Raw genomic sequence first — 14714 nt, forward strand, 5'->3', positions numbered from 1 at the left:
ATGCGTTGTCTGTTTATTATCTGAGCTTAAGCGTTGCCAATGTTAGGATGGCCAGCATGATGCCTACAATCCAGAAGCGGCCTACGATCTTAGACTCGTGGTAGCCCAGCTTTTGGTAATGGTGGTGCAGCGGCGACATTTTAAAGATGCGACGGCCCTCGCCATATTTCTTTTTGGTGTACTTAAAGTAACTCACCTGCAGCATTACCGATAAGTTTTCTACTAAGAAGATACCGCAAAGTATAGGTATAAGCAGCTCTTTGCGTATGATAAGCGCCAAAACCGCAATGATGCCGCCTATGGAAAGGCTGCCCGTGTCGCCCATAAAAACCTGTGCCGGGTAGGTGTTGTACCACAAGAAACCCACGCAGCCTCCCACAAAGGCAAGACAGAAAATGGCCAGCTCACCGGAGTTCGGTATGAACATGATGTCCAGGTAATCAGCGAAAATGGTGTTACCCGAAACGTATGTAAAAATGGCCAGCGTAGTGCCAATTATGGCAGATGTCCCGGCAGCCAGGCCATCAATGCCGTCCGTGATGTTCGCGCCGTTAGATACTGCCGTGATGACCAGGATTACAAAGGGAATGTACAGGTAGCAAGACCAACCCTCAAACAATGGGCCTGCAAAGGAGAACAGGTTGCAATAGTCTAGCTCGTTGTTTTTTCGGAACGGGATAGTAGTGATCATGCTATGCACATCTACAAACTTAGTAGATGCGTTAACCGCAGATGTCGAGCCGTCGCTGAAGATATACTGGCGCACCACCACATCATCGTTGAAGTATAGCGTCAGGCCCACAATCAGCCCCAGGCCAATCTGGCCCAAGATCTTAAACCTGCCAGCCAGGCCTTCTTTGTTCTTCTTGAATACCTTGATGTAATCGTCTAGGAAACCGATAAGCCCGAGCCAAACCGTAGACACGATCATCAGCTGCACGTACACGTTGTCAAGGCGCGCAAAAAGCAGCACCGGCACAAGTATGGCCATTATGATGATAAGCCCGCCCATCGTTGGCGTTCCCTTTTTTTCAATCTGGCCTTCCAGCCCAAGGTCGCGGATTGACTCGCCAACCTGCTTGCGCTGCAAAACTTTTATAAGCTTTCCGCCAAAGATCATCGCGATGAGAAGCGACACAAGTGTAGCCATACCTGCCCGGAAGGAAATATACTGGAAAACTCCAGCCCCGAAGAGATCGAACTCGCGGTCCAGGTATGTGAAGAGGTGATAAAGCATTTAGTTAAAATTCGGTTCCTTTGGCTGTTTTTAAATGTTTGGTATTCGGGGTACTGGTTATTTGCCGAACTGCTCGAACATGTCGCGCAATATTTTCTTATCATCAAAATCGTACTTCACGCCCTTTATCTCCTGGTAGGTTTCGTGGCCCTTGCCGGCAATGAGTATGATGTCGTTTGGCTCGGCCAGCATGCAGGCAGTTTTAATGGCCTCCTTACGGTCCAGAACCGATAGCGTTTTCTTAAAATCCAGGGGTTTTACGCCTTTCTGCATATCGTCCAAAATGGCTTGCGGCTCCTCAAAGCGTGGGTTATCCGATGTCAGGATCACTTTATCGCTCAGGCGGCAGGCAATATCGGCCATCACTGGGCGTTTGGCAGCATCGCGGTTCCCGCCGCAGCCCACCACGGTAATCACCTTTTGGTTCGGGTCTCTGATTTGCTGGATGGTGTTCAGCACATTTTCCAGCGCATCCGGCGTGTGCGCATAATCCACGATGCCAGTAATTTGAGAATCCGACACAATGTAGTCGAAACGGCCAGCGGCAGAGTTCAGGCTAGAGAGCACGGTCAGCGTTTCCATCGGGTCCTCGCCCAGCAACACGGCCACGCCATAAGCGCCTAATAGGTTGTATGCATTAAAGGCCCCGATCAGCTTGCACCAGATTTCCTGGCCGTCCACCTCCAGGTGCAATCCCTGAATAGTATTATCAATTATTCTGGCTTTAAACTCCTCTGCCTTGCGTAAAGCATAAAAATGAGCGCTTGCCTTGGTGTTTTGCACCATAATTGGCCCTCGTTTATCATCTGCATTAACCAGGGCAAAGGCATTTTTAGGCAGCATATCGAAAAAAGACTTCTTTGCCTTAATATACTCATCGAAACTACCATGGTAATCGAGGTGGTCGTGGGTGATGTTGGTAAAAACACCACCTGCAAACGTGATGCCCGCCACGCGTTGCTGCACCATGGCATGCGAGCTTACCTCCATAAAACAGTGCGAGCATCCAGCCTTTACCATTTTAGCAAGCAACTCGTTGAGCCTAATGGCATCCGGCGTGGTGTGCGTGGATGGAATGACCTCCTCGTCTATTTGGTTCTGCACTGTCGAGATCATGCCTACATGGTAGCCCAGCTCCCTGAAAAGCTTATGCAAGAGCGTTACAGAGGTAGTTTTACCGTTGGTACCAGTTACCCCAATCAGTTTTAGCTTACGGGAAGGATGCCCGTAAAAAACCGATGCCATCTGGCCTAGCGCCTCGGGTGTGTTTCTCACCTGCACATAGGTCATGCCTTCCTGCAACTGTGCTGGCAGCGTTTCACAGATAATGGCGGCAGCCTTTGCTGCCTCTGCCTTTGGTATAAACGCATGGCCATCTACCTGCACGCCGGGCATGGCAACAAACATCACCCCTTCCTTCGCTTGCCGCGAATCGAAGGTGATGGCCTGCACTTGTACACCAAGCGGGCCATGCGTGCCTAGCACGTTTACATTTTGAAGTATGTTTTGCAGTAGCTGCATTAGCTAAGTATAATCGTAATCGTTTTTTCTTTATCTATATCGGTTCCTGGCGCCATCGACTGTTTCTGTACCCGCTTGCCGCTGCCCTGTACTTTAACCTGCAGGTGCTGGTTGCCAAGTATGAACAGCGCATCGCGCAGGGTCATGCCCACCACATCGGGCACCTTATTCTCCAGTACCGGGTTTGAGGCAAACTCAAAGGAGCGGCGCTTCGGCGACACCTTCACCCATTCCTCGTCCGTGTTTTCGGTGTGCGTGCTTAGACCAATTGTATTGCAGATCATTTTCAGGTCATCAAAGCTACCTGCCTGCAACACGGGCATACTGTCTTTTGCCGGCACCACGCGCGCATGCATAGGTTGGTGCATGGCCAAATCACGAGCATAGGCTTTATCAGCAAGTTCTTTAAACACCGGGGCTGCCACATCGCCACCATACACATTCACACCTTTTGGGCTGTCTATAATCACGATGCAGCTATACTTTGGATTGTCGGCTGGGAAATAACCGGCAAAGGATGCTGAATACTCGCGTACATAGCGGCCATCTTTTACCTTGCGGGCTGTGCCGGTTTTACCTGCAATTTTATAATCTTTACTATGGATGTTTTTGGCCGTGCCGTGCTCTACTACACCTTCCAGCATTTCGCGCATCTTCTTCAGCGTTGCCTCTGAGCATATTTTCTCGTTCAACACACGCGTGCTAAACGATTGAATAACTTCATCAGCTTTGCGAATTTCCTTCACGATGATAGGCTGGATCTTAACCCCGTTGTTAGCCACGGCATTGTACATGGCAAGGGTTTGCAGCGGCGACAGCTTCATCTCGTAGCCAATAGCCATAGAGGTTAGCGTGGTGCCGTACCAGTTTTTATCCTGTGGGCTTTTCATGTATGGCCGGGCCTCGCCTTCCATCTGGAAGCCAAGCGTGCTATTCAGGCCAAATTTATGCAGGTAGTCTACATAGGCTTGCTGCTCCGTGCCAAAGTACTTCTCCATCAACTTCACAACACCGATGTTGGAAGATTTTTCAAAAACCTCTTTCACGGTAAGCACGCCGTAGCCGCCAATCTTAGAGTCCGACATCACGGTGTTCTTGATACGGTAACGACCATCGCCGGTATCCACGGTGTCGGTCAGTTTTATATCCGGGGCGTGCTCAAACAAGGCCATCATGGAAGCCAGCTTAAAGGTAGACCCTGGCTCCGTACGCCCCTGGTTACCAACAGCATAGTTATAATCCTCAATGTATCCACCTTTGGTTTTACCGAGGTTCGCGATTGCTTTTACCTCACCGGTCTTCACCTCCATCATAATCACGCAGCCATACTCCGCGTCGGTTTTCTGGAGCACCTTATAAAGCGCGTTTTCGGCTACGTCCTGCAGGTTAATGTCCAGCGTAGTCTTTATGTCATAGCCGTGCAGCGGCTTAACCTCGGTGCCATCATAGATTGGCTTGCTTCCGCCCGCAATACGCTCAAAAAGAGCCTCGCCGTTAGTACCAGCCAGGTCGCCGTTAAAGCTATATTCCAGACCAGCTCCGTTTTTATCCTCGTTTATAAACCCGACAGTACGCTCTGCTAACAGGCCAAAAGGCTTGAAGCGCTTTTCTACCTTCTCAAAGATGACACCTCCCTTATTTTTGCCCTCACGGAAAATAGGCCACTGCGCCATCAGCTTTTTATCTTGGTAATTGATCTGGCGGCTGTTCATGCGAATATACCTTCGGCCAGAATGGCGGGCGTTCTTTATTTTACGGCGGTAATAATCCTCAGATCTGTCGCCGTAGAAACGAGCAAGCAGCATGGCCAGGGAGTCTACGCCGCCGTTAAACACCTCTGCCTTCGCTACGGTTGGGTCGAAAGCCACGCGGTAGAAAGGCAGCGACGTGGCAAGTATACTTTCGTTATCAGAGAGGATGTTGCCGCGGGTAGCAAATACTGGCTTATAAAAAATACGACGCTCTTTGGAGATGCTCTTCCACTTCTCCCCGTCGAAAAATTGAATGTTAACGATTTTATACACGATCGCAAACGCAAAAAGGCATACCAACAGGAATGCCACTCTTACTCGGATCAGTATGGATTTCTTAATATTCATCTGCCGGCACAATCACTTGATATGGTGGAGATGAGCTTTCTTCCAGGCCAAGCGGCGCCACATTGCGGGCCACCTCAGACTGTTTACTGGCTTCCATGTAGTCAGACTTCAGCGTGGAATAGTCTGCGCGCAGGTCTTCCACCTCTACTTTAACCTTATCTATTCTTCGGATGGTTTTTTCGGCGAAGTGCGTATTGCCGATATAAAAAAGGGTTACGCCAGTCAGGAAAAGCACCCGTGGCATATACTTCAACGGAACACCCTCTTCGAATAAGGCATCCACATTAGCATACTTCTCAACAAGCGCAAACAGGCTGAACCCTCTTTTCTTAGGCTTCTGAGATTCTTCGGCCTCTGGCTTCACGCGCACCGAATTGGTTTTCGGGGCAGCTGGTCTTTGGTTGAGTACGTTTGAAGCCATACGTATTTACTTTAGCTAATCGTTTGTTTTACTTTTCTGCACGCGCCTCCTTTTTCTCAGCTACTCTTAGCTTGGCACTTCTGGAACGGCTGTTTTCCAGCAGCTCCTCTTCTGATGGTGTAATCGGCTTGCGGCTTACAGCCTCCAGCGGCTTTATCTCATTTCCGAATAGATCTTTTTCCACCTCCCCGAAAAATTTACCCTTTGCAATGAAGTTCTTCACCATACGGTCTTCCAGAGAGTGATAAGAGATCACGGAGAGTCTTCCGCCGGGCTTCAGCACCTCTGCTGCCTGCTCCAGCATCTCTTCAAGCGCCTTCATCTCATCGTTCACCTCAATGCGAAGCGCCTGAAACACTTGCGCCAGGTATTTATTCTCTTTCCCTTTCGGCGTGCAGGAACTGATCGCCTGCTTGAACTCGCTAATAGTTTGGAAAGGTTGCCTGTTGCGTTTCTCCATCACGGTCCGGGCCAGTGTCTTGGCGTTCTTCACCTCTCCGTAAATCCCAAAGATGCGGTGCAGCTGCTCCTCTGAGTAAGTTTCCAGCACCTCCTGGGCGGTAATACCAAAATCGGCATCCATGCGCATATCCAACGGGCCATCAAAACGGGTTGAAAAACCACGCTCCGGCACGTTAAACTGATGCGACGAAACGCCTAGATCCGCCAGTATACCATCAACCTGGCTTACGCGGTATAGGCGCAGGTATTTCTTCAGGTCGCGGAAGTTAGCTCGTACAAACTGAAAAGTTGGCGCTTCCAGCTTTTTAGATTGCTCCTGCGCATCGCTATCCTGGTCAAAACTATACAGCTTGCCTGTTGTGAGCTCCTGCAGAATACGCGCAGAATGCCCGCCGCCGCCAAAGGTCACATCCACATATACACCATCCGGCTTAATGGCGAGTGCCTTAACCGACTCCTCCAGCAATACTGGGCGATGATACTCCATTTATAAAAGTGGCTCTTCAGCCGGTTTATCACCCAGAAACTTCTGGGCAAGCTGTGAAAAACTCTGTTGATCCTGGATTAGGAACTCCTCATACTTATCAGGGTTCCAGATCTCTACCCGGTTGCCTAAGCCCACCACAATAGCTTCCTTCTCAAGCGATGCAAACCGCGCCATGGTTTTTGGAACGATAAAGCGGCCAGCACCATCCAGTTCGATCTCGGTATTTCCGCGAAAGAAATTGCGCTGAAAGTGCCGATACTCTTCGTTGAACTCATTCAGGCCCGCTACCTTGTCGTAAATCACTTTCCACTCCGCTTTTGGGTAAAGCACTAAGCAAGGCTCAAACCCTCTCATCAGCACCACATGATTGCCCGACGCCTCCGGCAAGTTGGTTTTTATCTTCGCAGGTAAAACCAACCGTCCCTTAGGATCGATCTTGCACTCATATTCGCCAGAGAGAAAGTTCATAGGCAATGGTAGTTTAGCCCGTATATTCTTTGGACTATACAAATGTAGCCATTCAACAAAAGATCGCAACCACAATCTACCACTTTTTACCACTTTGTGGATAAATTATGGTAATCCACACCACTTATCCACATTATCCACATTCGGATGGCTTCATTTTGGGGGTAACTTTATTTGCAGCATAATTGCTTTTTATTTAAAATACGACCCCCAAAGGCACATTTCGGCTGATTATCAGCAAATTAACTTGCTTAAGATAGTATATAGCATATTTTATATAGCTACCAACCGCAAAAGTGGGGCAAAGTGGCAAGAATAGAATAAAAAGTAAGGGATTTAACCAAGGTAGGTGAAAGTGGCAGTTGCTTTTCATATCTTTGCAATATGAAAGGCAATTTCAAAAATACACTTACCATACTACTCATGTGCAGCGTGCTGCTGGGGTCTGTGAGTATTGCCTTTCAGAAACGACTGTGCCAGCTAAGTGGCGTTGTAATTACCAGCCTTTCAGACAATGATTTGGCTTGCTGCGCCACCGATAGCGGTAACTCCGCGTTTAGGACTGATAGCTGCTGCACAACGGAGCTGAATCTGGCCAACCTTGCCCCAGTTGACTTAGGCAAGAATGTCACACTTCGACTGGTTGGCATCCTGGCCCCGGCCACGCTTATGCTTCCAGCTTTCTACGCTGAGCAAGAAAAGGCCTTCGCATTCAGCGACACCTCGCCTCCGCATTTCAGTTACCGATTGCTTCATTTCATCCAGGTCTTTAGGCTATAGTAAATTCAGATTTCGCTGTAACAGGCTAAGTCATGCCTGCTGTTTTTACTAAAAGCTAATTTTAAAGACCTATGTTAAAATATTTGAGTGAGCATAAAGTGCTCGCCCTGTTCATTAGTACGCTACTGTTATCCTCTGCTTCGCTATTGCAAGCACAACACTTAACAGGAAAAGTAGTGGACAAAGCAAACCCTAGCCAGCCGTTAGTCGGCGCTAACGTAATCTGGCTTCAAACTGACAAAGGAACTGCAACCGATGCCTCTGGTAAGTTTACCCTCTCGCTATCGGATGCGGCTAAACCCGTTGTTTTAGTTACCTACGTTGGATACACACCGGATACAATAAGTGTAGCCGGCCGCTCTGACATTACCGTTGCTCTGGAGGCCGCCAAAGGCATGACGGAAGTTGTTATTGAAGGGGAAAAAGAACGCCATTCAGCGTTAACGCCTACGCAAACGCAGTTCATCACAACCAGTGACCTTGAAAAATCTGCTTGCTGCAACCTGGCCGAAAGCTTTGAAACGAATGCCGCCGTGGAAGTAAGCACTACCGATGCCGTTTCTGGTGCCAAGCAGATTCAGATGCTGGGGCTTGATGGCTCTTATACATTACTGACCACTGACAACATTCCTGCCCTGCGTGGCTTGGCTACTCCTTACCGCTTAAATTACCTGTCGGGCACATTTATCGAGTCCATAGACATTATTAAAGGGATGGGGTCTGTGCTGAATGGCTATGAATCTATTTCCGGTCAGGTGAACGTTACCTTACGGGACCCAGAGAAAGCCCAGCGCCTTTATATGAACCTCTATGGCAACAGCTTAGGCCGCTATGATGCAAACCTTAACCTGGCTGGCAGCCTCAACAAAAAGTGGAGCACCATCCTGATGCTGCACACCGACCAGCTGCAACACCGCTCCGACCGCAACCACGATGGTTTTATGGACCTTGCTACGGGCAGCCAGTATAATGTCTACAACAAGTGGAAGTATGTTTCTGGTGACTGGGTGGCAGAGTTTGGACTGACTGCCTTACAAGAGCAAAAAGTAGGCGGCCAACTCGATTTTGATGAAAACACCCCCAAGGAAGAGCAGCCGCACTACGGTATAAAATCAGATGTTGATCGCTTGGCCGGCCATACCAAAACCTCTTATACTTTTGCAGGTAAGCCCTACCAGAGCATTGGGCTCATCACATCAGCCACGCACCACAAATTTACGTCGCAGTATGGCTTACGCGACTATGATGGCGAACAGAACAGCGCCAATGCACGCCTTATTTTCCAATCAATCATCGGAGATACGCGTCATACCTATAAAACCGGCCTCAGTTATACTTTCGAGGATTACAGCGAAAACCTAAACGACTCGCTCTTTAACCGCCGCGAGATCGTTCCGGGTGTTTTTGGAGAGTACATCTACAGCAATACACATAACCTAACCGTGGTAGCAGGCGCACGCCTTGATTTCCATAACCTGTACGGCACGCAGTTTACGCCCAGGCTCAACGTTAAGTATGATATCTCACCGAGAAGCATACTTCGGTTTGCCACTGGCACTGGCTTTCGTGTATCCAATATAATTGCCGAAAATACTGCCACCTTAGTAAGCTCGCGGCGTTTTGTTGTGGAGGAGGATTTAGAGGCAGAGAAAGCGTGGAACATTGGCGGCTCGTTTACTCATTACTTCGAGGTAGCAGGCCGGCCTGGCACTTTCGTGACTGACTTTTACCATACAAGCTTCATCAATCAGGTGGTGGCAGATATGTATACTATGCCTGGCTCAGTGTTATTCTATAATTTAGGCGGTCGTTCTTATGCCAACAGTTTCCAGGCGGAGTTACAGTATGAAGTGCTCCGTGGCCTGACTGCAAAAGCGGCATATAAGTATTATGATGTCAAAACCAGTTACAAGGATAAGTTATGGCAGAAACCCATGATACCTGAACACCGGTTCTTTGTGAACATTGGTTTTGCCACACCTTTTGAAAAGTGGCGCGCCGACCTGACAACTCAGTTTTTTGGCCTAATGCCACTTGCTACAATGCAAGAGGATCACAACCAGCCCTTGGAACATAAAGCAAACTCAGACCGTTTTGCTACGGTAAACACGCAGGTAACTCGTGCATTTAAGCGTTGGGAAGTATATCTTGGGGCCGAAAACCTGCTTAATTACCGCCAGCCAAACCCCATTTATGGGGCCAATGAGCCATTTAACGCTGGCTTTGACGCAAGTATGGTGTGGGGCCCTGTTACCGGGCGTGTGTTATACGCAGGCCTTCGGTTTAAACTCGATTAATTTCTGAACTAACTAATAAACTTATTATCATGAAAAAACTACAAACCCTACTCCTGAGCTTTATACTTACCTTTATAGCTATAGGAGCACAAGCACAAGCCAAAAAAGAAACTACTCAAACAGTGGAGATCAAAACATCAGCTGTTTGCGGCATGTGCAAGAAAACACTGGAAAAGGCAATGGCCTACGAGAAGGGCGTTAAGTCTTCCAGCTTAAATGTGGAGTCTAAAGTATTGACAGTGGTATTTGACAGCCGTAAAACTGATGCAGCCAACATACGCAGTGCCGTGAATAAAACCGGCTATGATGCCGATAAGCAACCGGCTGACGCACGCGCTTACAACCGCCTCGATGAATGTTGCAAGAAAGAAGCTGGAAGCCATTAAACTGGTTCATGTATAAACAGAAAGGGGAGCTCTAACCAGCTCCCCTTTCTGTTTATATGTAAAATTTATACTTTAAAATTTAAACCCGACATGCATACCGACGGATAGAACAGGCGTGCCTTTGGAATAATGAAAATATCCGACTCTGCCGCCCGCTACTCCATTTTTAAGAATATTAAAATCATTTTCTATAAAGCCAACCACACCCGCTTCAGATGTTTTAACATGTGTTACGGAGCCGTCCTGCGTACCTACATTTTCTAGGCTAGAGTTAATTTCTGCACGATGCCTTGCCGTTGGGCCGCCCCCTATGCGAAACAAAACCGATTCACTTTGCATCAGGTCGAACGTAACTTCTGCGGAGCCCATGTAAAAAGTATTCTGCACAGTGTAAATTTGCTTAGAGTTGTCAAAGCGCTTAGCAGACAGCATTCCAAGATTTAGCCCCACTGCGAGTCGGTTGCCTAAATAATGGTTAAAGCTGTTGCTGAACATAAGCCCTTGGCTGTCGTTCTCGGCAAGCCATACAAAACTTACGCCTGCTTTGAGAGTTGCGGGATCTTTACTATGGCCAATCCTTGATGCGCTTTGGCTATAGGCAGAAAATGGCTGGGAAAGCATAAGCACACTTATGCCAATTACTGCAATGGCAATAGAGAACTTCATGAGGCTTGGGGAGAAAAGGGTGAAACGTAAAGGGTTAAGGTATATACCAAAATCCCTATAACATACGGCACACCCTTAACCGCTGTTGCACTTCCCTACCTATCGGCGTAAAAATAAGCACAATTCTATATTTTGGCTTTGTATAGCTGCCACCACGGCAAGTATGGTTTGTCGTGGTGCTCGTAATGGTAACCAAAGAAATAGCAGCTTATAAAAGCCCATAGGTGGTTCTTAGCCTGCGTGGATGATTTGTGCGGGTTTTCTGGTTTATGCTCCCCGCGGTGAGGCAGATACGTACCAAAATAGAACAACTGAAACGTGGCAAGTATGGCTGGCAACATCCAGAACAGCACCACGTTCTCCAGCGGGAAGTATAGCTTTAGCACGTTAAACGTTATTGCCATTAGCAAGAGCTGCCACCAAGTAATGTATTGCTTCAGAAAGCTGAAATACCAGGGCCAGAATGTTCCCTGATAATAGTCTGGGTCATGCGCTGTGGCTACATGGCGGTGATGCTGGTGATGGCGCGGCAACAGCCTAGGGTACCAATTGTAAGCAAAGAGAAAGGCTGCAACGGTGCCAACGGCTTTGTTAAGCTTTGGCCTGCCAGGTGCCACTACGCCATGCATAGCATCATGCGCCGTAATAAAAAGACCGGTGTACAAATGGGTTTGCAGTAAAACAAATAGATACGTGAGCGGCGACTGTAACGACACGGGCCAGCCCAACAGGTAAACTAATAACGCCAGCCAGCAAGCTATTACTAGACCTGCTATAAAAATCCCCCTATTATCGCGCTTTGCCATGTGTACTCTAAGGTTTTGCAAATCAGGCAGTTCTTTAATAGGTTAACAGTGCATCACGCACTTCTTCCATCAGCCACATTGGAGTGGAGGTAGCTCCGCAAATACCTATCGTTTCTCCTGTTGTAAACCACTCTGGTTGCAATTGCTCAACTTTGGAGATAAAGTATGTTTGCGGGTTAGTCTCTTTGCAAACCTGGTAAAGCACCTTTCCGTTGCTGGATTTCGTGCCGGATACAAACAAGACTTTATCAAACTTAGCTGCAAATTTACGAAGTTCTTTGTCCCGGTTCGATACCTGACGGCAAATGGTATCGTTGGCGTTTACCTCATACCCTTTGCTCTCCAGCTCACTCTTGATGGTGTAAAAGCTATCTGTGCTTTTAGTGGTTTGGCTGTAGAGGGTAATGTTTGCGGGTAACTCGTGCTGCAATAACTCATCCATACTTTCGAACACTACTGCCTGGCTATTGGTCTGTCCTAACAAGCCCATCACTTCCGCGTGGCCATGCTTGCCGTATATAAAGATTTTCTCTCTCTTGTCGTAGGATGTTTTGATTCGGTTTTGCAGCTTAAGCACGACAGGGCAAGATGCATCTATTAAAGTAAGGTTGTTTTTTAGAGCAAGCTGGTAGGTTTCGGGCGGTTCACCGTGTGCACGGATCAACACTGATTCGTGCTGCAGCTCGCGTAGCTGCTCGTGGTCGATAATGCGTAGGCCCCGCTGCTGCAAGCGTTCGACTTCTTCATCGTTATGCACAATGTCGCCGAGGCAATACAGGTAGCCTTGTTCTTCCAGGAAGTCTTCTGCCATCTGGATGGCGTACACTACACCAAAGCAGAACCCGGAATTTGCATCTATCGTTACGTGCAGGTTTAGCATATACTTTATACAGCTATTAACTCAGATTGTTTAATGCTTTTTCGCTGTCTTAGAGCTTCATAGACCGAAATAGTGAGCAGCAGCATCAGCATAGAGTACATCGTATCCTCTACCGGAATGGAAACAATTCGCAGCCCTAGATTAAAGCTGTCGTTATACCACACAATAGGTAAGTAAGTCAGGACTCCGTTTACCAACAGAAATGGCACCAGATGTACCAAGTAAGCCAGGTAAAAGCGCCCCAGGTAGGTCGTGCCGAAGTACCGCAGATGCACCAGATGCAGGATTGTTAGCAGTGTAAACGTAATAGAAGTATAAAGTGCCGACGCATTAAATGCTGCTACAAGTATAAGCACCATCATAAGCGCCATTGCCACGGGCTTAGCATAAGGCTGCAGTATATCTTTGGGGATGTAAGCATTCAGCACATCATAAATAAACACACAGGCATACGGCACTGTCAAGAAAAACAAGATTTCCTCCAGCGGTAGGTTAAAGATGTAAATACCAGTAAGGTATTCCTCATTAAACCCCCAGATACCTGCCTTGGTAAAAAGCACATCCCATAGTATGAATAGCAGCCCATTAAGAAGTATGGCCGGGAATAGCGCATCCCAATTTTTAAAGAATGCTACCTTCTTGTCGAAAGAAAGTGCGAACGGGAACAGAATCGTAAATATGTTCAGGTACAGGTATAGGTACATTTAGCCTTGCTATTAATAGAATAAAGTAAGGTTACGCGTAATATTATATTAACAGAAGCCTATCTGCTTATATTCGCAAATAGCTTCTTAAAGCTCCCTGCACACCTATAAAATGCTTTAAGAAGGGGTTAGATTTTAATTTTTTGCAGCGTATTCCGCTCCTCTTCGGTACAATGGTCTTTGGTGAGCAAGAAATCGCGCATGGTGCGGGCCAACTCTACCGACATCCCGGACTTAGGGTGCGCCTTTAAGCTATTAATCACTATCCTTTTATCTTCCTCCACATGAGCACTCAGGTTGAGGTAACGGGGCACGTAATGCTCGACTGTAAAACGCAAAAACCGAATTTCTGGATTGTTGGCGTCCAGGGCTACAGCTTCTTCAAAAATAGCGGCAGAGGCTCTTAGCTGCTTCAGCTTACTGTATGGGTTCCAGACATATTTAGCCATTACAGCCTCAGATGCTGCCTTATAAGCCAGAACCAAAGGCTCCTTCTCCTTATAGGCGCTCATTTTCTTATGAAAACGGTCCGCTGCCTGCTCATCCTTGCTAGCCTGCAGGTATTCACCTCTCAGTTCAGAGACTTTATAGCCTGAGGCTCCATCTGCCAGGGCAACATTTAGTATCAATAATAAAAGTATAAACGGTAATTTCTTCAGCATTTAAATGGCGTTGAATCTGTACTTGAGGTATGAACTAAGCAATAATGCAAACTTAGTATTATCAGGTACTCTTACGCGCTCTTTTAGAATATGGGTTGCCGGCAAGCCTTGTATCTTCCGGAAAAGTTTAAGGTAATATACATACGCTAAGTACACGCCCATGCGCGCAGACCGCGGTAAAGCCATGATACCGGCGTAGGCATCATCAAAATCCTTGCGGATATCGTCTTCTATTTCGGCTTTGCAGTGGTTACTAAAGTTTCGGTACTCCACCTTAGGGAAGTATACCCTGCCGCGCTCTTTAAAATCGCTTTTCATATCGCGCAGGAAATTTACTTTCTGGAAAGCCGCGCCCAGGCTGCAGGCTGGTTTTTTAAGCCGGTCAAACATTTCGTGATCGCCCTGGCAAAAAACCTTCAGGCACATTAAGCCCACTACCTCGGCGGAGCCATAAATGTATTCTTCGTATAATGCCCGGTCGTACACATGGTCGTCCAGGTCCATTTCCATGCTCTTCAGGAAGGCTTCGATATAGGCTTTATCGATACTAAACTCGTTTACAACGCACTGAAATGCATGCAGCACCGGGTTCAAGCTTAATTTCTGATCAATCGCCTCGTAGGTTTGCTTTTTGAACTCGGCCAGCAGCTTGCGCTTATCATGCGCATGAAAGGTATCCACTATCTCGTCGGCGAAGCGCACAAACCCATAAATGGCATATATGGGCAGATGAAATTTCTTATCCAGCGTTTTAATACCCAGCGTAAACGATGTAGAATAGGCTTGTGTAATCACCTTACTACACTGCATACATGTATCTTTAAAAAGTGGCTCCATG

Annotated in this window: 15 protein-coding genes; 3 read left to right on the forward strand and 12 right to left on the reverse strand. The window is 47.5% G+C overall.

Going from position 1 to position 14714, the window contains the following annotated elements:
* Window positions 1-16 precede the first annotated feature (16 nt).
* From mraY to mraZ, 6 genes are read right to left on the reverse strand one after another with little or no spacing between them, the layout of a single operon-like run.
* Entirely contained in the window at window positions 17-1237 is a 1221-nt protein-coding gene (gene mraY, locus D1627_RS01520) for a phospho-N-acetylmuramoyl-pentapeptide-transferase (protein ID WP_119430449.1), read from the reverse strand.
* A gap of 57 nt (window positions 1238-1294) precedes the next feature.
* Window positions 1295-2758: a UDP-N-acetylmuramoyl-L-alanyl-D-glutamate--2,6-diaminopimelate ligase gene (locus D1627_RS01525; protein WP_119430450.1), complete on the reverse strand. Its 1464-nt coding sequence runs from the start codon at window positions 2756-2758 to the stop codon at window positions 1295-1297.
* Window positions 2758-4857 (reverse strand): penicillin-binding protein, encoded by a 2100-nt coding sequence (locus D1627_RS01530; protein WP_119430451.1) that lies wholly within the window; start codon window positions 4855-4857, stop codon window positions 2758-2760. Before D1627_RS01530 ends, D1627_RS01525 begins: the two co-directional genes overlap by 1 nt.
* On the reverse strand, window positions 4847-5278 hold the full coding sequence (locus tag D1627_RS01535) for an FtsL-like putative cell division protein (RefSeq protein WP_119430452.1): 432 nt from the start codon (window positions 5276-5278) through the stop codon (window positions 4847-4849). The genes D1627_RS01530 and D1627_RS01535 overlap by 11 nt, the downstream gene beginning before the upstream one ends.
* 28 nt (window positions 5279-5306) lie before the next feature.
* Window positions 5307-6227, reverse strand: coding sequence for a 16S rRNA (cytosine(1402)-N(4))-methyltransferase RsmH (gene rsmH / locus D1627_RS01540; protein WP_119430453.1), 921 nt, complete (start codon window positions 6225-6227; stop codon window positions 5307-5309).
* A complete protein-coding gene (mraZ, locus tag D1627_RS01545) occupies window positions 6228-6695 on the reverse strand; it encodes a division/cell wall cluster transcriptional repressor MraZ (protein ID WP_119430454.1) in 468 nt (155 codons plus the stop codon).
* Window positions 6696-7079: 384 nt separating this feature from the next.
* Between mraZ and D1627_RS01550 the strand changes: the two genes are divergently transcribed.
* The 3 genes from D1627_RS01550 (at window position 7080) to D1627_RS01560 (ending at window position 10158) form a co-directional block, all read left to right on the forward strand.
* Window positions 7080-7475, forward strand: a complete 396-nt coding sequence (locus tag D1627_RS01550; protein WP_119430455.1) for a hypothetical protein — start codon at window positions 7080-7082, stop codon at window positions 7473-7475.
* A gap of 83 nt (window positions 7476-7558) precedes the next feature.
* The gene (locus tag D1627_RS01555) at window positions 7559-9772 is read left to right on the forward strand and encodes a TonB-dependent receptor (RefSeq protein WP_233555473.1); all 2214 of its coding nucleotides are present in this window, start codon (window positions 7559-7561) and stop codon (window positions 9770-9772) included.
* 29 nt (window positions 9773-9801) lie between these two features.
* Window positions 9802-10158, forward strand: a complete 357-nt coding sequence (locus D1627_RS01560) for a heavy-metal-associated domain-containing protein (RefSeq protein ID WP_119430457.1) — start codon at window positions 9802-9804, stop codon at window positions 10156-10158.
* A gap of 72 nt (window positions 10159-10230) precedes the next feature.
* Here D1627_RS01560 and D1627_RS01565 read toward each other — a convergent pair whose 3' ends face one another.
* The 6 genes from D1627_RS01565 to D1627_RS01590 form a co-directional block, all read right to left on the reverse strand.
* Window positions 10231-10824 carry a hypothetical protein gene (locus D1627_RS01565; RefSeq protein ID WP_119430458.1) on the reverse strand — a complete coding sequence of 198 codons (594 nt, stop codon included), beginning with the start codon at window positions 10822-10824 and terminating at the stop codon, window positions 10231-10233.
* Window positions 10825-10949: 125 nt separating this feature from the next.
* Window positions 10950-11630, reverse strand: coding sequence for a fatty acid desaturase (locus D1627_RS01570; protein ID WP_119430459.1), 681 nt, complete (start codon window positions 11628-11630; stop codon window positions 10950-10952).
* 34 nt (window positions 11631-11664) lie between these two features.
* Complete coding sequence (locus tag D1627_RS01575; RefSeq protein ID WP_119430460.1) at window positions 11665-12510, reverse strand: 4-hydroxy-3-methylbut-2-enyl diphosphate reductase; 846 nt, start codon at window positions 12508-12510, stop codon at window positions 11665-11667.
* Window positions 12511-12515: 5 nt separating this feature from the next.
* Window positions 12516-13214 (reverse strand): lycopene cyclase domain-containing protein, encoded by a 699-nt coding sequence (locus D1627_RS01580; RefSeq protein WP_119430461.1) that lies wholly within the window; start codon window positions 13212-13214, stop codon window positions 12516-12518.
* A 128-nt stretch (window positions 13215-13342) separates the two neighbouring features.
* On the reverse strand, window positions 13343-13876 hold the full coding sequence (locus tag D1627_RS01585) for a hypothetical protein (protein ID WP_119430462.1): 534 nt from the start codon (window positions 13874-13876) through the stop codon (window positions 13343-13345).
* On the reverse strand, window positions 13877-14713 hold the full coding sequence (locus D1627_RS01590) for a phytoene/squalene synthase family protein (protein ID WP_119430463.1): 837 nt from the start codon (window positions 14711-14713) through the stop codon (window positions 13877-13879).
* Between the last annotated feature and the right edge of the window lies 1 nt (window position 14714).

This window comes from Pontibacter oryzae (genome assembly GCF_003576375.1).
Lineage (GTDB): Bacteria > Bacteroidota > Bacteroidia > Cytophagales > Hymenobacteraceae > Pontibacter > Pontibacter oryzae.